Genomic DNA, 15,491 nt, shown 5'->3' with positions numbered 1-15,491 from the left:
CCTCGGTTTGAGCGCGACTCGGACATCTCCGCGTCGCTCAACGCCAGGCAGAACCATGGTACGCATGCCTCTCACTGGTCGTGTATGTCTAGTGGTACGCAACTCTGCACGTCAAGGGGTACGCCGACAGCTGGGCTCGGGCAGCTGGAAGGGGTGGCCTCCCCGGGGGTCCGTGCGCTGTCAGCGCCTGGCGACTCGTGTCCCACCTCTCGGCTGATCTCTCGCATCAGCCTCTGCTGGAGCCTGGAGAACACCTTGTCATCACGCCACACCAGAGCGATCGTTTCCTGGAGTTCGAGCCCTGGCACATGAATGCTGGCGAGAAGCCCCGACGCGATATCCGCGTCGACCACGTATCTCGGCAGGATGGCCGCCCAGCCGTGGTCGACCACCGCCTGCTTCGCCGACAGGGCGTGGCCGAGCCGGATGACGAAGCTCGGCTCCGTATCGCTCAGCCGGCCTAGTTGCGAGACGATGTGGCGCTGCGAAGCAACGCCTCGAGGCGCTCCCACGAGAGGCAGTCGCAGGGCATCCTCCAGCGTCAGTGTGCCTTCCGGCGGCCGCAGATCTGCGCGGGTCACGATGAGTAGCGGCTCATCACGCAAGATCTGCGACCGGACATGGGGCCGGACGTCGCCGGCCCCCCACGTCGTGATCCCGAAGTCGGCTTCTCCGCTTGCGATCTGGCGCAGCGTCTCCTCGGGAGGAACGACGTTCAAGGTGATGTCTGCCTTGGGATGGGCAGCACGGAAGCGGGTCAGGACGCCGGGCATCAGATAGCTACCGACTCCCATGCTGGCCGCGGCGACGACTGAGCCTCCGTTGCCGGACTCGATATCCGCGACGTCGCGGCGCAGCTCCGCGGCGCCGGCCAGAACGGTTTTGGCCCACACGTCGGCTCTTCGGCCCGCTTCCGTGAGCATGAGCCGGTTGCCTCGACGGATGAACAGACCCGCGCCCAGCCACTCCTCCAGGGATCGAAGCTGATTGGACACGGCCGGCTGGGCGATCGCGAGACGCGACGCGGCGCGGGTCACGCTGCCCTCTTCGACGACGAGCCGGAAGATCTCCAGCCGCCGAAGGGATAACTGCGGCTCCATCGATCTCCATAACGATCTGGTTATTAAGTCATCGAAAAAGTAATACTGGCATTTATAGCACGTCCCACTCGATACTGGCGGAATACCGACAGAGACGAGGGAAAACCATGGCGGGGACCATCACGCCCACCGACAGTGCCGACGTTGACGGGCACGACGCTCAGGACGGTCAGGGCCCCAGCGATGTGCAGATGCGGACTGGCCTCTCACCCAAGCTCGGCCCCTCGGCAGGTCAGGTCCCCATGCGGCCGTATCCGGAACATGCGCTGCCCCCCGGGGCACGTCCCAACATCGTCGCCGTTGATCACTTCCCACGGCTCTCTCTTGCCGAACGTGGTCGGCGCTGGGATGGGCTCCGCAAGCGGATGATCTTCGGGGGGGTCGACTGCCTGCTCTTACTCGGCACCGATATGTACTGGGACATGGGCCTGGCCAACCTCCGTTACGTGACCGGGCTCGGAGCGAAGATGGGCACGAAGTGTCTCTTCTTCCTCGACGAGGACCCGATCGTGTACAACGCGGTCCCGCACATGAGCCGCCCGTTCCATGTCCAGGAGTCCGTGCAGGACTGGATCAGCGACATCAGGATCTTCCGGGGACCGATGGAGATCGCCGCGGAGCTGCGCGACCGGGGGCTGGACAGGTCGAGGATCGGCATCGTCGGGTTCAGCTCTGCGATCCTCTCGACCAGCGTCTTCGTCGAGGCGGAGCTGCAGGCCCTGCGGGCCGCGCTCCCTGCGGCGCGACTGGTCGACTTCGGCTACGCGCTGGAAGAGATGCGGATGGTGAAGAGCGAGGAAGAGCTCGACTTCATGCGTCGTGGCGGGAAGATCGCACGCAAGGTCATCGACACGATGGTCCAGGGAGCGCGTCCCGGCGTCTTGGAGGCCGAGCTGTACGCCGACATGGTGGGCACGCAGATCGCCAACGGCGCGGAGCCCAACATCTTCAACCTGCTGTCCTCGGGCCCCGTCGAACACCCACCGACAGAGCTGTGGCACCTGCTGCATGGCAGCGACCAGCCGGCCACGCCCACCATGCGTCCGCTGGCCGCCGGCGACAATGTCATCTCGGAATTTCACACCAAGTACGGCGGCTACCTCGTGCACACGGAATACACCGTCCACATTGGGTCCCGGGTGCCGGCGCAGCTGCAACGGATCTGGGACGTCTCGCTCGAATGCCTTGACATCAGCCAGGACATGATGCGACCTGGCGTCACGATCCGCGAGCTCTTGGACGCACTGCGACGCCCCGCAGCCAAGGCAGGGCTCGACTGGGTAGAGCTCGGCTTCCACGCCATGGGGCTCGCTTCGCCGGAGTTCCCCACCGTCGTATACAAGCCGGGCTTCGGCATGAACACCGCCAACGGACACGGAATCGGTGATCTGGTGCTGCAGGAGGGCATGACCTTCGGCAACAACATCGATCTCTTCGATCCCGCCTGGAAGCCTGATGTCGGCTGCATGCTCTCCGACTGCATGGTGGTTCGCGAAGGTGGAGCCGAGCTTCTCGTGGGGACCCCTCGCACCATCGGGCTCGGCGGCTGATCGAGCCCCCGTAGGCAAGAAGGAGAGGGCATGAGACCGAGTGCCTTGAAGATGCCGCCATCGTATGCGATCACGAGTGTCGACCACGCGCTGAAGCTGGTCGCCGTACTGCAGCTCGAGGGTGGTCTGACGGTGGCCGCGGCCGCCGATCGACTCGGCGTCGCCCGCTCGACGGCGCACCGGGTTCTGCAGATGCTGGTCTACCGGGACTTCGCCGTGCAGGACGAGGACCGTACCTATCGGCCCGGCCTTGTGCTGGAGCTCCCCGCACACTCGCCGGCGCGCGCAGCCGAGCTCAGGTCGATGTCGTTGCCCTACTTGCAGCGATTGGGAGCCATCTTCGACGAGTCGGTCAATATCTCGATCCGAGCGGGGAAGACGACCCGTTTCATCGCCAGCATCGAGTGCCGGCGGGCACTACGGGTCACCTCGAGAGAGGGCATGGTCTTTCCCCTGCACCGTACGACGACGGGCATGCTCCATCTGGCGTCGCTGCCCGATCGTGAGTTGCAGGACTATCTCGACCGACATCTCGATGGACATCGAGCTCAACGGCGGAGCCTGCTCCAGGACTTGAACCGAGTACGACGCACCGGATTCGCTCTCAACCTCGAACGCTCGGAGAGGGGGCTCGTCGCCATCGGCGTACCGGTCCCCTGCGTGGGAAGCGGTTTGTTCGCCGGCCTGTCGGTCTCCATGCCGAGCGTGCGCTACGACGAGCAACGGCTGGACGGGTACGTATCGGTTCTGCGATCAGCCAGCCACGACCTTGCGCGTGACCTGACGGCCCGTGGCACAGACGTCCCAATGAGTGAAAGAGCGGTATATCAGTGAACGAATTCGACCCCTTGGCGAGCATTCAGCGTTTCTATGACGCGGAGAACGCGTTCGTCACCGCCGCACCGGCTGATCGAGACATCGGTGTGATGCTCAAGGAGCTCGACCCCGATGTGGTGGTGCACGTTCCCGAGTCGCTGCCCCACGGGGGCCTCTGGCGCGGGCACGCCGGCTTCGTGGATCTGTTCGATCTCGTCACGGAGCACTGGAGCGAGTTCGAGGTCGTCTACAGCCCGGCGAAGTGGAACCGGGTCGACGACTCACGTGTGCTGACCGAAGGTCGGCTGCGCGCGGTCCTGCGCGCCAACGGGAAGGCTGTCGACATGGCAGTCCTCTCCATCTTCACGTTCACCAGCCGGGGCCTTTCCCATCTGGATCACTTCTATCAAGACACCGCCGCCATCCTCGCCCCGGCGGCTGCCGGCGACTGAGTGGCTTGCCGCCCACCCCAGACTCACGACGTGGTGATCTCTGTGAGCCCGACCGGATCGTCGTAGAAGACGTTGAACTCGCGGATGAGGCCGTCCTCGATGATCAAAAAGTGGGCGACCGTGGTGTCGAGCCTCTTGCCGGTGGCGCGGGCCGTTGCCTTCATACGCATCGTGATCGCGACGCCGGTGTCGCCGGAGAAGTACCGGACGTCGCTCAGCTCGAGGGATGACCAGGTGGCGGTGAAGACGGCGAAGAACTGCTCGAGTCCCTGCGCGCCGCGCCAGTCACCCGAGTAGGGGAGCGACGGACCTTGATGGCACACGAACTCGGGATGGAAGAGTGCGGCGAGCTCGGTGAAGTCCGCTCCCGCCTCCACGCCTCCCGCCGTCACATAGCGCTGCTCCGCGGCATAGAAGGCGTTCAGCGTGTCGTAGTGTCCGCCGCTCGGTACGTCCGTGGCCGTCATGTGTCCTCCTTGGCTCGACGGTCCATGTTGTTATATAAGAGTCGAAAAATCAACGTAGTCGACGATGTACGCCTCGGTCTCACCGATGGGGCGTCGATCAATGTCGAGGACTGTCAGCGGCGGCGCGACACCTAGGCGTCGACCCGGATCGTCATGAGGACGTCGTCACCGTGCAGCACTCTTCCAGTCGGGTAGACCAGGGCTCGTTCCCCGGTGTGCGGGAGGACGGTGTCAACGGCCACATCGCCGTCCGCGGCCTGCGTCAGTGATGCAGGCGACCTTGCCGTCCAGTCGTTCCATGGTCTCCCTCTCTCTCCTGGGTGGTGTGCGAACTCGACCTCGGCCGTAGGGGTGGCGCGAACTCGGGCCCTCTCGGTTTGACGATGATTGACTGTGGCGTTGATACATGGACAATGGTGATGAATTGGAGTGGACCTGCGTCCAGCCATCGAGGAGATTGCCGTCGCTGCCACTGGTGGCGCAGGCCGAGGAAGAGCTCGGGCTGCCGGTCCTCAGTGCGGCGACGGCCGGAGCGTTCAGCATCCTCCGTGCTCTGGGCCTTCCGGCGGCGATCGCCGGTGCGGGCTCGCTGCTCGCGTCCGGCACCGGCCTCTACGTCACTACGGCGACGGCGCACGACGTCGTCAGAACAGGAGCATGATGAGCGGCGATCTCGAGGGCCGGCACCTGGTCCGGGGAGTGGACCACGCGGCGTTTCCGACGTTCGATCCGGTCGGCACGGTCACGTTCTACCGGGATGTCCTCGGCTTCCCGGTCGTCCACTCCATCTGTGCGGCCGGCTGGGGGCCGGACAAGCATCCGGACTTCATCCACTTCTTCTTCGACATCGGCAAGGGCGACCGTCTGGCCTTCTTCTACTACTTCGGGCTGGAGCCGTTGCCCGGCTCACGGGGTGACGTCTACGCGAAGTTCGACGACAGCGTGCCCGAGTTCTTTCTGGGTTCTCGTCACCTGGCGCTCCATGTTGAGTCGGAGGAGGCGCTCAACGAGTACCAGCGGCGGCTGGACGAGAGCCGGTGGTCGACGGAGATGCGGGTCCAGCACGAGACCATCGAGTCGATCTACACGCACGATCCGAACGGCTACATCGTTGAGATCACCCGCGCCCTGCGCCCGGTGACTCCGCAGGAGGACATCGACGCGAACTTCACGATCGATGCCCTGTTGGACGTCGTACGCGGGGGAGCGCCGTCGATGGACGCCCTGCTGAACCGGAAGGCGGAGCTCATCCTCGAGCATTCCGATGACTGGGACGGGCTGCTCAGGCCGGGGAGCTCTGCGATCTGATGGCGGTCTTCTATCTGCTGGACGTGCCCGAGAACCGGCCTGTCGTCGAGGTGGCCGGGCGGGACCCGCGTGTCCGGGTCGACAGGAACGGCCCGTACTTCGAGGTGAGCTCCGAGCACCCGATCGAGATCGACCGGCGTGCGACGGGGTGTCGCCACGCCGTCTGGTACAGCTGCGTCGCTGACCGGCGACCAGGCACTGCGTGAGCGCTTCCCCATCGCCGACTGAGCAGGAGTCGGCGGCTCAGTTCCTGTCGCGGTGTCGAGTCGGACTGAGCGACGCCTCGAGCCGGTCGAGGTCGTCGCGCAGCGCCGCTATCGCCGACTGTGTCGTCAGGGGAGCAGGCGAGCGGTTCCGGTTCTGTATGAAGCCTGCCAGTGCGGTGTCGGCCAGCTGATCTGCAACCACCTCGATCGACCCGTGCCGATCCGGGTTGTACCACCATGCTGCCCAGTTGCAGATCCCATAGACCGTGAACGCCGCGATGCGCGGGTCGACGGACCGGAAGAGCCCGGCCTCGACCCCGTCGGAGATGACAGCCGCAACGATGTCGGTCGCCTCGCGCCTGCTCTCGTCGAACTTCTTCCGCGTGGCCGGCGACAGCTCGGACTCCGACTTCACGAGCAGAAGGAATCGGTCGGTGTGGCTCAGCGTCAAGGTGACGATGTGGTGCGTGATGGCGTGGAGCCGCTCGGCAGCGTCGAGGTCCGTCCGCGCCGCGATGCTCCGGAGCTCGTCCGCGGGGCCGGTGACCGCTTCGTCGATCAAGCGCTCGAGCAGGTCTTCCTTGCTCTTGAAGTAGTAGTAGAGTGCGGGACGCTTGAGGCCCATCGATGTCGCAATGTCCTGCAGGCTGGTCCCAGTGAAGCCGCGTTCCGCGAACAGGCGAGTCGCGTGTTCGAGGACCTCGTTCGCCATGAGCTGCTTGCGCGTCGAGTCGGCACCTGAGCGGGCAGGCGACTTCGAGGCTGTCTGGGCGCCGGTCTTCTTCGCCGGATTGGATGGGGTCGGCACATGCGTCAGTATACGGACCACTCTGACTCCGCGTCGAATATTCGACGCCGATCGGAGGTTGGAGCTCGGCGTCGAGCTTCGCGGCCAGTCTGGCTTGCAGAATCTCGTTCCGTGCCGGGAAGATCGCGAGCACGCTGATCCCATGGGTACTACCGACACCCCCATCCGTTTGAAGGCCGTTTCCTCGCCGGACCAGCCGGACGTCACCCCGGAGCTCGAGGAGCTTTACCGCGGGTTCGAGCAGGAACTGCTCGTGCCGCTGTGGACCGAGATCGGCGACCTGATGCCGGCGCACCCGCGCTCCCGGGCGGTTCCGCACCTGTGGACGTGGCAGAACCTCGTGCGCCTGGCGGACCGGGCCGGCCACCTCGTGCCCGTCGGCCGCGGCGGCGAGCGCCGCGCGATCGCGCTCGCCAACCCATCGCTCGGTGGCCGGCCGTTCGCGACTCCGACGCTCTGGGCGGCCATTCAGTACCTCATGCCCGGCGAGGACGCGCCCGAGCACCGGCACACCCAACACGCCTTCCGCTTCATCGTCGAGGGCTCCGGCGTGTGGACCGTCGTCGGCGGGGACGCCGTACCGATGAAGCGTGGCGACTTCCTTCCCCAGGCCGGGTGGAACTGGCACGCCCACCACAACGCGACCGACGAGCCGATGGCCTGGATCGACGGCCTCGACATCCCGTTCCAGTACATGAACGAGGCGCAATTCTTCGAGTTCGGCCGCGACGAGTTGCCCGCCGAGGAGCGCACCACGCCCGAGCTGTCGCGCTCCGAGCGGTTGTGGGGACACCCCGGGCTGCGCCCCCTCGGCGTCCAGCACGGGACGGCAGGCTCGCCGCTGCTTGCCTACAAGTGGGAGCACACCGACCGTGCGCTCGCTCACCAGCTCGACCTCGAGAAGCAGGGGTACGCCGGCACGGTCGAGCCCGGTCACGCCGCGGTCCGCTTCTCCAACCCGCACGACGGGTCCGACGTGCTGCCGACGATCCGCGCCGAGTTCCACCGCATCACCGGCGAGACCGCCCCGATCCGCGAGACCGGCTCGTCGGTCTTCCAGGTCTTCAACGGCTCCGGCGAGGTCACCGTCGGCGACAAGACGTGGTCCGTGACGCGCGGCGACCTGTTCGTGGTGCCGTCGTGGCAGCCGTTCTCGACCCGCTCCGAGGCCGGCTCGACCGACTCCGACTCCGGTGCGCTTGACCTGTTCCGCTTCTCCGACTCCCCCGTCTTCGAGGCGCTCGGCCTCCACCGAACCCAGCTCCAGACCAGCGAGGACGCCTGATGACCAAGTTCGCCACCCTCCGCATCGACGGCGCCACGCGGGCCGTCCGCCTCGACGGCGACGCCCACGTCGACCTCGGCTGCACCGACCTCGGCGCCTACCTGGCCGGCTCGCCGGCGGACGAGAAGGCCGGGACGACCTACCCGGTCGAGGGCGCCGACTTCGCGCCAGTTGTGACGTACCCGTCGAAAATCATCTGTGTCGGCCACAACTACAAGAACCACATCCAGGAGATGGGGCGCGAGCTGCCGCCGTACCCGACCCTCTTCCCGAAGTTCGCCGAGACCCTCATCGGGGCGTACGACGACATCCTCAAGCCCGAGGAGACCGACCGCCTCGACTGGGAGGTCGAGCTCGCGGTCGTGATCGGCAAGCAGGTGCGCCGTGCCTCGGAGACCGAGGCCGCCGCCGCCATCGCCGGCTTCACCGTGATGAACGACGTCTCCGTGCGCGACTGGCAGTTCCGCACCATCGAGTGGACCCAGGGGAAGATCTGGGAGGGCACCACGCCCGTCGGTCCCTACGTCGTCACGCCCGACGAGGTTGGCGGCGTGCGGCCCGCGCTCAACGTCTCGACGACCGTCGACGGCGTTGTGATGCAGAGCGACGACACCGGCACGCTGCTGTTCGACCCGGTCTTCCTTGTGGAGTACATCTCGACGATCATCGCGCTCAAACCCGGCGACATCATCGCGACGGGCACCCCCGCGGGCGTCGGCCACGCACGCGACCCGCAGGTCTATCTCGTCGAGGGCGAGACCGTCGTGACCGCGATCGACGGACTCGGCTTCTGCAGGAACCGAGTTGTCAAGTGACCAGAGCGCTCGCCGACGCGATCCGCTGGACGCGGGAGGGCACCAAGCTCGTCCTCGACGCCGTCGCCGAGCTCGACGAGGCGGCGTTCGCCGGACCGAGCGCGCTGCCGGGCTGGACCCGTGGCCACCTCATCGCCCACCTCGCCGCCAACGCCGAGGCGCTCCGCAACCTGGTCGGCTGGGCTGCGACCGGGGTCGAGAAGCCCATGTACGCCTCGCCGGAGGAGCGTGCCGAGGGCATCGCTCAGGGCGCCACGCTCTCGGCCGACCGGCTCGGCCTCTGGCTCGACCACGCGGCGGACGCGCTCGACGTAGGCATGTCCGAGCTCTCCGCCTCCGACTGGGAGCGCGAGATCCGCACGGCCCAGGGGCGGACCGTGCCGGCCTCGGAGATCCCGTGGCTACGCGCCCGCGAGGTGATGGTCCACGCCGTCGACCTCGACCACGGGATCGGGTTCGCCGACTTGCCCGATGACTTCCTCGAGGCACTGGTCGCGGACATCCTTCGCAAGCGCGGCGACGTCACCGTTCCTCATGCGCCGCTGGCTGATGTCGCCGCTTGGCTGTCGGGCCGCCCTCACGGCATCGCGGGTGTGCCCGAACTAGGGCCCTGGTTGTAGGCCGGCAAGCCCTCACTCCGACGAGTGGGGGCTTGCCAGCCTTGCGCCCTGGGAGCAGGCGGTACTAACACGGCCGTGTTCGAGTGTGCCTTGCGATGCACCACCCTGGACACCGCGCCGTCCGGGCGAACCTTGGCGGTCGCGGCACTAGCTCGCTCGGGAACTGGTCGACGAGGAATCAATGCGTAGGCCAGAGCGAGAGCGACGACGCCTCCGGCCAGCGAACGATCTTGGTGGCGACGCTTGAACCAGAGCGACCTCTCAGGCTCCCAAAGCAAGCGATCAAGGTGTCCAGGAAAACTCACTTGAACTCGTGGGTGCCCGCCGGTGACGGTGAGCGCGACGGTCAAATGACGGTCGAACGATCAAGAGGCCAGGTCCCTGATCTTGGGAACCGGCCTCTGAGCTGGGACTTCGTGGTGGGGCTACCTGGACTCGAACCAGGGACCTCTTCCTTATCAGGGAAGCGCTCTAACCGTCTGAGCTATAGCCCCGTACGAACGTCTGTGGCGCCATCGTAACCTACCCGCGGTCGTGAGTGCCTCCTCGCGCAGCGGGTAACGCGGGTGGGTAAGAGAGGGCACGCCTGGGAATACGTGGGAGGAACATACGGAGATGCCGCGATTGTTGTGGGGGTAGGCGCCTGAGGGCGCCGCGCGTCTTCGTGGAAGTCCAGGTGACGGGAGAGACCGGAGCGATGTGTCGCCGGTCGCCCCCGGCCCGCCGGGACCCGCCCATGTGCCCGATCACCGCTCCTTGATAGAAGGGGGCCCGCAATGGCCACGCGCACGGCGAGAACCGCCGCCATCGAAGACATCTGGTCCGAGGACGAGCTCGCCGAGGTCCGGGAGCGGCTACTGCACGAGGCCGACGAGCTCAACGCGGACATCGCCCGCGCGGAGGCGCAGCTGGCCTCGGGGGATGTCAGCCAGGGCGCCGGGGACGATCCCGCCGATGCCGGGGCGAAGACGTATGAGCGCGAGCGTGAGATCGCCCTTACCCTGAATGCGCGAGAGTTGCTCGCGCAGAATGAGCGGGCGATCGCCCGCGTCGACGCAGGGACCTACGGAGAGTGTGAATCGTGCCACAAGCCGATCGGCAAGGAACGCCTTCTGGCGTTCCCGAGGGCGACGCTGTGCGTAGCGTGCAAGCAGCGGGAGGAACGCCGCTGAGTGAGGAGTCGCCGCCCCGCCCCCCTCGCGGCCGGAGGATCGCCCTCCTCGCCACGCTGGCGGCGGTGATCTACGCACTCGACCTGGTGACCAAGTTCCTGGTGGTGGAGTTCCTCGAAGACAGGGAACCCGTCGTCCTGATCCCGGGTGTCCTGGTGCTGAACGTGATCCGCAATCCCGGCGCGGCGTTCAGCATCGGCACCGGGCTGACCGTCGTGTTCTCCCTGATCGCCGCAGGCGTCGTCTTCGCGATCGTCCGTACGGCACGGCGGCTGCGCAGCCTGCCCTGGGCGATCACACTCGGCCTGCTCCTCGGCGGCGCCGTGGGCAACCTGACGGACCGGATCTTCCGCGCGCCCGCCCCGCTCCAGGGCCACGTCGTCGACTTCGTCCAGGTGTTCCCCGTGACCCGGTTCCCGGTGTTCAACGTGGCGGACTCCGCGATCGTGTGCGGCGGCATCCTGGCCGTGTTCCTCGCCTGGCGGGGCTTCCAGATCGACGGCACGCGGCAGGACCAGCAGGAGGAAGAGAGAACCGATGGGTGACCGGCGAAACCTGCCCGTGCCGGACGGCCTGGAGGGCGAGCGCATCGACGCCGCCCTGGCCCGCCTTTTCGGCTTCTCCCGGACCCGGGCCGCAGAACTGATCGCTTCGGGCGAGGTGCTGCTCGACGGATCCGTCCCCGCCAAGTCCGACCGGGTTCACGCGGGGGCGTGGCTCGACGTGACGATCCCGCCGCCGCCCGCCGCCCCGATGCCGGTGGCGGAGCCGGTGCCGGGAATGACGATCATCCATGAGGACGACGACATCGTCGTGGTGAGCAAGCCCATCGGGGTGGCCGCGCACCCGACCGTCGGCTGGACCGGCCCGACCGTGCTCGGCGGCCTGCTCGCCGCCGGGCACCGGGTGGCCACGAGCGGGGCGGCCGAGCGGCAGGGCATCGTCCACCGCCTCGACGCGAACACCACGGGCGCGATGGCCGTCGCCAAGAGCGAGCACGCCTATTCAAGGCTCAAGCGGGCGTTCAAGGAGCGTACGGTCGACAAGCGCTACCACGCGCTCGTACAGGGCCACATGGACCCGCTGCGTGGCACCGTCGACGCGCCGATCGACCGGCATCCGTCCGGTGACGGACGGTTCGCCGTCGTCGCGGGCGGCAAGGACTCGGTGACCCACTACGACACCATCGAGGCGTTCCGGGCGGCGTCCCTGCTCGACATCAAGCTGGAGACCGGCAGGACCCACCAGATCCGGGTCCACCTGTCCGCGCTCCGGCACCCCTGTGTCGGCGACTTCCTGTACGGAGCCGACCCCACGCTGGCCGCCCGCCTGGGCGTGGCCAGGCAGTGGCTGCACGCGGTGTCGCTCGCCTTCGAGCACCCGTCGACCGGGGAGTGGATGTCGTTCACCAGCGAATATCCGGCCGACCTCGCCCATGCGCTGGAGGTCGTCAGCGCCGAAAGCTGATCGACACGCGCGTGCCGCCGTCACCGCGTCCGCCGTGTTCATCGCGTCTGTTGGGGCGGCCGCCCTCGCCGCCGGTCCCGGTGCCGTCGCCCTCGGAGGGCTCGACCATGCCGTCCCTCGGGCCGCCGTCGCCGCTCGGCGACGGTGCGGGTCCGCCGGGCTCGCGTCCCTCGGACCTGCCGGCGTGTGCCGGCTTCTCCTGATGCGCCGGCTTCCGTGCCGTCTCCCGTGCCGGCTCGCGGGACCGTTCCGCGTCGCGCCGCCGATCGGACCCCGGCTTCGACTCCGCCGCGGACCCCGCCTCGGCCCCCGTCCGGGATCCGGTCGCCGTTCGCGCCTCCGGCCGTCCGCGCGGCCCGGTGGCGGGCTCGGCCGCCGGGGGCGAGGCCGTTCTGGTGGCGTAGACCGTCACGGTGGGCGTGCTGATCGAGGACCCCGGCACCTGCGCCGCTTCGGTTCTCGCGGTCACGAAGGCCAGTCCGCCCGCGGTCAGGCCGACGAGCGCGATCAGGGCCGTCGCGCCTGCGGCGGCGTACCACGGTGTCCGGCCGCTCCGGGGCGGCGCCGGCGGGAGCGCGCCGAACCGCTGGGAGCCGTACGGCGGAGAGTCGTACCTCGGGGAGCCGTGTCCGGGAGCCGGGGGGACCGGGGTGGGTGCCGTGGCCGCGGCGGCGGCGCCCGGACGCGGGACGCACCGGGGCCGCGGACGCTGCGCCGGCACGAGGGGGCCGGTCGGCGCTCCGCCGCCGGTCGAGCGTCCGGCGGCGACGCGGTGCAGGTGCCGCGCCGCCTCCTCCGCCGTCATGCGGTAGACCGGGTCCTTGGCGAGCAGGCTGTTTATCACCGGTGCCAGGGGTCCGGCGCGGTGCATCGGGCCGGGAGGCTCGTACATGACGGCGGCCAGCGTCGCCAGCGCGTGCCCGCGGTGGAACGGCGACCGTCCCTCCGCTGCCAGGAACATCGTCACGCCGAGAGACCACAGGTCCGACGCCCGGTCGGCCCGCGCGCCCGCCGCCCGCTCCGGGGCGATGAAGGCGGGCGTGCCCACCAGCATGTCGGTGCGCGTGAGCGGAGCGTCGTCGTCCATGGCGGCGATGCCGAAATCGGTGAGTACGGCACGGCCCTCGTCGGTGACGAGCACGTTGTCAGGCTTGACGTCGCGATGCAGGACGCCGGCGGCGTGCGCGGCGCGGAGGGCGGCCAGGACCTGCGCGCCGATCTCGGCGACCCGCCGGGGCGGCAGCGCGCCCTCCTCCCGGAGGATCGACCCCAGGGTGCGCGAACGCACCAGCTGCAGCACGATCCAGGGGTGGCCGCCCTCCTCGAACACGTCGTACACCGCCGCGACACCCGGATGGCTCAGCCGTCCAGCGGCCCTCGCCTCGCGGAACGTCCGTACGACGAAGGTATCCCGGTCCGGCCCGGTCAGCCCGGCCGCGCCCCGGAGTTCCTTGACGGCGACGTCTCGTTCCAGCACCTGGTCGACCGCACGCCACACGACTCCCATGCCACCGCGCCCGAGCGGCTCGATCAGGCGGTAGCGCCCCGCCACGACTCGTTGTGCGGTCGTTCGCGCATCAGCCATGGATCTCGCGCTACCCACGGCCTCCGCCGGCTAACTACCCGCGACGATCCCTGGGAGATCGCTAACGGGGACGGAACGAGGCGGTGAACATCCGCCAGTGGGCCAGGCCGGTCGTCCAGCGGGCGTCGGCGACCTGCCAGTAGATGGTGAAGCAGCGCCCGTCGTCGAACCGGAATCCCCGGTCGAGCACCCGGACCTTCCCCTGACCCGGTTCGAAGGTGAACTCCCAGTCGGCCGCCTCGACCCCGCGATAGCGCAGGGGCTCCAGCCGGATCCGCGCGTAGCCGGGCAGGAGGTTCCGCCCGGTCGACGTCGCCTCGACCCGGGTCAGCTGGGCGACCGGATCCTTCTCCTCCCACTGCGTCCGGTCGATCAGCAGGTAGTCCGTACTGCCCGGGCGGCGGAACCACACCCGGGCCGCCTGGCGGTCGTACGGCTTCCAGCCGCGCGGCAGCGCCACGGAGAAGCCCAGCCGCGGGTCGTGGTACATCGACCATCCCCTGGGCAGCGACCCGTCCGTCGCCTTCGGACTCGGCACCGCGGGCGGGGGAGAGGTCGTATCGGCCGGCTCCGGGGTCGACGACGGGGTCGGCGACGGGAGCGAGGGCGGGGTCGAGGGCGGCGGGTCGGGCGGCGTCGACGACGCGCCGGCCGAGGCGGGGGACCCGTCGCTCAGCGTGCGGTAGCCGTACCAGCCGCCCGCTCCCGCGCCGGTGAGCAGGACGGGGAGCAGAGCGAGCATGACCATCCGGTTCCTCCCGGAGCGCGTCCCGTCGCCGCGGCCGCCGGCCGGGTTACGCGGCTGAGTCGAGTAGGGCACCGGGGGCGCCGGAGGCGCTGTCGGACGGAAGGCGGGTGGGGCCGAACCGGACGGGGCCGATGCGGGCGGTGTCGATGCGGACGGTGCCGGACGGGAACGGGGACCGGCGTGATCGCCGGTCGAAGCGGCGGCGAGCAGCTCGGCGGTCTCCAGCGCGTCGATCCGCTCGGCGGGATTCTTGCGCAGCAGGCCCATGATGACGGGCGCGAGCACGCCCGCGCGGCGCGGGGGTTCCGGCTCGTCGCTGAGGACGGCCGCCATCGTCGCGATGGGTGTGTTGCGCTCGAAGGGCGGCCTGCCCTCGACCGCGGCGTACAGCGTCGCCCCGAGCGACCACAGATCCGACTCCGGTGTGGCGGGCAGGCCGTTCAGCCGCTCCGGCGGCAGGAAAGCGGGGGTGCCGCTGAGGGACCCCGTCATGGTGAGCGCGGTCTCTCCGGGCATCGTGGCGATGCCGAAGTCCGTCAGCACGACCCGGCCGTCCGCGCCGATCAGCACGTTCTCCGGCTTGACGTCGCGGTGGAGCACTCCGGCGGCGTGGGCCGTGCACAGCGCGTCCAGCACCTGCGCGCCGATGGACGCCACCCGCTCGGGCACCAGCGGCCCGTGCTCGCGCAGCGCCTCTCCCAGGGAGCGGGCCCTGACGAGCTGCATGACGATCCAGGGCCGCCCGTCCTCCTCGATGACGTCGTGGACCACGACGACGTTCGGGTGATCGATGCGGCCCGCCGCGCGTGCCTCCCGGATGGTCCGCAGGGTGAACTCCCTGCGGTCCTCCTCGCTCATGGGGTGATAGAGGACCTCTTTGACGGCCACCGGCCGGTCGAGCAGCTCGTCGTGGGCCCGCCAGACGACGCCCATGCCGCCTCGGCCGATGGGTTCGAGCAGGTGATATCTGCCTGCCACACGGCGCCCGTCCCGCACGCGGCCCTCCTCCGGAAACCCCTGCATCGTCCCACAATTCGACACCGCGGGGTTCGCCGTGAATCGGTCATCACGGCGTTCGGGGCCCGGATGGAA

17 protein-coding genes and 1 tRNA gene are annotated in these 15,491 nt (G+C 68.7%); 12 read left to right on the top strand and 6 right to left on the bottom strand.

Features of this window, described 5'->3' with window-relative positions; translation table 11 throughout:
* Positions 1-71: 71 nt before the first annotated feature.
* A complete protein-coding gene (locus ACQP1K_RS18535) occupies positions 72-1,100 on the bottom strand; it encodes a LysR family transcriptional regulator (protein ID WP_433496967.1) in 1,029 nt (342 codons plus the stop codon).
* A gap of 107 nt (positions 1,101-1,207) precedes the next feature.
* Here ACQP1K_RS18535 and ACQP1K_RS18530 point away from each other — a divergent pair, with 107 nt between their 5' ends.
* The 3 genes from ACQP1K_RS18530 to ACQP1K_RS18520 are packed head-to-tail and all read left to right on the top strand — an operon-like array spanning position 1,208 to position 3,918.
* A complete protein-coding gene (locus ACQP1K_RS18530) occupies positions 1,208-2,650 on the top strand; it encodes a M24 family metallopeptidase (protein ID WP_433496966.1) in 1,443 nt (480 codons plus the stop codon).
* 30 nt (positions 2,651-2,680) lie between these two features.
* Positions 2,681-3,484, top strand: a complete 804-nt coding sequence (locus tag ACQP1K_RS18525) for an IclR family transcriptional regulator (RefSeq protein ID WP_433496965.1) — start codon at positions 2,681-2,683, stop codon at positions 3,482-3,484.
* On the top strand, positions 3,481-3,918 hold the full coding sequence (locus ACQP1K_RS18520) for a nuclear transport factor 2 family protein (protein WP_433496964.1): 438 nt from the start codon (positions 3,481-3,483) through the stop codon (positions 3,916-3,918). Before ACQP1K_RS18525 ends, ACQP1K_RS18520 begins: the two co-directional genes overlap by 4 nt.
* A gap of 23 nt (positions 3,919-3,941) precedes the next feature.
* Here the strand turns inward: ACQP1K_RS18520 and ACQP1K_RS18515 are convergent, their stop codons facing one another.
* Positions 3,942-4,385 carry a nuclear transport factor 2 family protein gene (locus tag ACQP1K_RS18515; RefSeq protein WP_433496963.1) on the bottom strand — a complete coding sequence of 148 codons (444 nt, stop codon included), beginning with the start codon at positions 4,383-4,385 and terminating at the stop codon, positions 3,942-3,944.
* A 457-nt stretch (positions 4,386-4,842) separates the two neighbouring features.
* On the opposite strand from ACQP1K_RS18515, the gene ACQP1K_RS18510 reads away from it, so the two are divergent.
* The 3 genes from ACQP1K_RS18510 to ACQP1K_RS18500 are packed head-to-tail and all read left to right on the top strand — an operon-like array spanning position 4,843 to position 5,899.
* Entirely contained in the window at positions 4,843-5,046 is a 204-nt protein-coding gene (locus tag ACQP1K_RS18510) for a hypothetical protein (protein ID WP_433496962.1), read from the top strand.
* Complete coding sequence (locus tag ACQP1K_RS18505) at positions 5,043-5,693, top strand: VOC family protein (RefSeq protein ID WP_433496961.1); 651 nt, start codon at positions 5,043-5,045, stop codon at positions 5,691-5,693. Before ACQP1K_RS18510 ends, ACQP1K_RS18505 begins: the two co-directional genes overlap by 4 nt.
* On the top strand, positions 5,693-5,899 hold the full coding sequence (locus ACQP1K_RS18500) for a hypothetical protein (protein WP_433496960.1): 207 nt from the start codon (positions 5,693-5,695) through the stop codon (positions 5,897-5,899). Before ACQP1K_RS18505 ends, ACQP1K_RS18500 begins: the two co-directional genes overlap by 1 nt.
* 37 nt (positions 5,900-5,936) lie before the next feature.
* Here ACQP1K_RS18500 and ACQP1K_RS18495 read toward each other — a convergent pair whose 3' ends face one another.
* Positions 5,937-6,728: a TetR/AcrR family transcriptional regulator gene (locus tag ACQP1K_RS18495; protein ID WP_433496959.1), complete on the bottom strand. Its 792-nt coding sequence runs from the start codon at positions 6,726-6,728 to the stop codon at positions 5,937-5,939.
* A 121-nt stretch (positions 6,729-6,849) separates the two neighbouring features.
* Between ACQP1K_RS18495 and ACQP1K_RS18490 the strand changes: the two genes are divergently transcribed.
* From ACQP1K_RS18490 to ACQP1K_RS18480, 3 genes are read left to right on the top strand one after another with little or no spacing between them, the layout of a single operon-like run.
* The gene (locus tag ACQP1K_RS18490; RefSeq protein ID WP_433496958.1) at positions 6,850-7,992 is read left to right on the top strand and encodes a cupin domain-containing protein; all 1,143 of its coding nucleotides are present in this window, start codon (positions 6,850-6,852) and stop codon (positions 7,990-7,992) included.
* Entirely contained in the window at positions 7,992-8,807 is an 816-nt protein-coding gene (locus ACQP1K_RS18485; RefSeq protein WP_433496957.1) for a fumarylacetoacetate hydrolase family protein, read from the top strand. The genes ACQP1K_RS18490 and ACQP1K_RS18485 overlap by 1 nt, the downstream gene beginning before the upstream one ends.
* Positions 8,804-9,427 (top strand): maleylpyruvate isomerase family mycothiol-dependent enzyme, encoded by a 624-nt coding sequence (locus tag ACQP1K_RS18480; RefSeq protein WP_433496956.1) that lies wholly within the window; start codon positions 8,804-8,806, stop codon positions 9,425-9,427. The genes ACQP1K_RS18485 and ACQP1K_RS18480 overlap by 4 nt, the downstream gene beginning before the upstream one ends.
* Before the next feature lie 417 nt (positions 9,428-9,844).
* Here the strand turns inward: ACQP1K_RS18480 and ACQP1K_RS18475 are convergent.
* Positions 9,845-9,921 (bottom strand) — tRNA-Ile (locus tag ACQP1K_RS18475).
* A 282-nt stretch (positions 9,922-10,203) separates the two neighbouring features.
* On the opposite strand from ACQP1K_RS18475, the gene ACQP1K_RS18470 reads away from it, so the two are divergent.
* From ACQP1K_RS18470 to ACQP1K_RS18460, 3 genes are read left to right on the top strand one after another with little or no spacing between them, the layout of a single operon-like run.
* Positions 10,204-10,599 carry a TraR/DksA family transcriptional regulator gene (locus tag ACQP1K_RS18470; protein ID WP_433496955.1) on the top strand — a complete coding sequence of 132 codons (396 nt, stop codon included), beginning with the start codon at positions 10,204-10,206 and terminating at the stop codon, positions 10,597-10,599.
* On the top strand, positions 10,563-11,144 hold the full coding sequence (gene lspA / locus ACQP1K_RS18465) for a signal peptidase II (RefSeq protein WP_433496954.1): 582 nt from the start codon (positions 10,563-10,565) through the stop codon (positions 11,142-11,144). Before ACQP1K_RS18470 ends, lspA begins: the two co-directional genes overlap by 37 nt.
* Positions 11,137-12,066: an RluA family pseudouridine synthase gene (locus tag ACQP1K_RS18460; protein WP_433496953.1), complete on the top strand. Its 930-nt coding sequence runs from the start codon at positions 11,137-11,139 to the stop codon at positions 12,064-12,066. Before lspA ends, ACQP1K_RS18460 begins: the two co-directional genes overlap by 8 nt.
* Here ACQP1K_RS18460 and ACQP1K_RS18455 read toward each other — a convergent pair.
* Positions 12,050-13,651 carry a protein kinase domain-containing protein gene (locus ACQP1K_RS18455; RefSeq protein ID WP_433496952.1) on the bottom strand — a complete coding sequence of 534 codons (1,602 nt, stop codon included), beginning with the start codon at positions 13,649-13,651 and terminating at the stop codon, positions 12,050-12,052. The two genes, ACQP1K_RS18460 and ACQP1K_RS18455, sit on opposite strands and share 17 nt — an antisense overlap.
* A 61-nt stretch (positions 13,652-13,712) precedes the next feature.
* Positions 13,713-15,395, bottom strand: a complete 1,683-nt coding sequence (locus ACQP1K_RS18450) for a serine/threonine-protein kinase (RefSeq protein WP_433496951.1) — start codon at positions 15,393-15,395, stop codon at positions 13,713-13,715.
* Positions 15,396-15,491 lie beyond the last annotated feature (96 nt).

This window comes from Sphaerimonospora sp. CA-214678 (assembly GCF_050942215.1).
In the GTDB taxonomy this organism is placed as follows: domain Bacteria; phylum Actinomycetota; class Actinomycetes; order Streptosporangiales; family Streptosporangiaceae; genus Sphaerimonospora.
The sequence above is the reverse complement of the archived record's forward strand: the minus strand, read 5'-3'. Positions and strand labels throughout refer to the sequence as shown.

What these genes read in the sequence shown, in the direction of transcription:
- ACQP1K_RS18535 (WP_433496967.1), bottom strand. Translation starts at nt 1,100, where the DNA reads ATGGAGCCGCAGTTATCCCTTCGGCGGCTGGAGATCTTCCGGCTCGTC.
- ACQP1K_RS18530 (WP_433496966.1), top strand. Translation starts at nt 1,208, where the DNA reads ATGGCGGGGACCATCACGCCCACCGACAGTGCCGACGTTGACGGGCAC.
- ACQP1K_RS18525 (WP_433496965.1), top strand. Translation starts at nt 2,681, where the DNA reads ATGAGACCGAGTGCCTTGAAGATGCCGCCATCGTATGCGATCACGAGT.
- ACQP1K_RS18515 (WP_433496963.1), bottom strand. Translation starts at nt 4,385, where the DNA reads ATGACGGCCACGGACGTACCGAGCGGCGGACACTACGACACGCTGAAC.
- ACQP1K_RS18505 (WP_433496961.1), top strand. Translation starts at nt 5,043, where the DNA reads ATGATGAGCGGCGATCTCGAGGGCCGGCACCTGGTCCGGGGAGTGGAC.
- ACQP1K_RS18500 (WP_433496960.1), top strand. Translation starts at nt 5,693, where the DNA reads ATGGCGGTCTTCTATCTGCTGGACGTGCCCGAGAACCGGCCTGTCGTC.
- ACQP1K_RS18490 (WP_433496958.1), top strand. Translation starts at nt 6,850, where the DNA reads ATGGGTACTACCGACACCCCCATCCGTTTGAAGGCCGTTTCCTCGCCG.
- ACQP1K_RS18485 (WP_433496957.1), top strand. Translation starts at nt 7,992, where the DNA reads ATGACCAAGTTCGCCACCCTCCGCATCGACGGCGCCACGCGGGCCGTC.
- ACQP1K_RS18470 (WP_433496955.1), top strand. Translation starts at nt 10,204, where the DNA reads ATGGCCACGCGCACGGCGAGAACCGCCGCCATCGAAGACATCTGGTCC.
- ACQP1K_RS18460 (WP_433496953.1), top strand. Translation starts at nt 11,137, where the DNA reads ATGGGTGACCGGCGAAACCTGCCCGTGCCGGACGGCCTGGAGGGCGAG.
- ACQP1K_RS18455 (WP_433496952.1), bottom strand. Translation starts at nt 13,651, where the DNA reads ATGGCTGATGCGCGAACGACCGCACAACGAGTCGTGGCGGGGCGCTAC.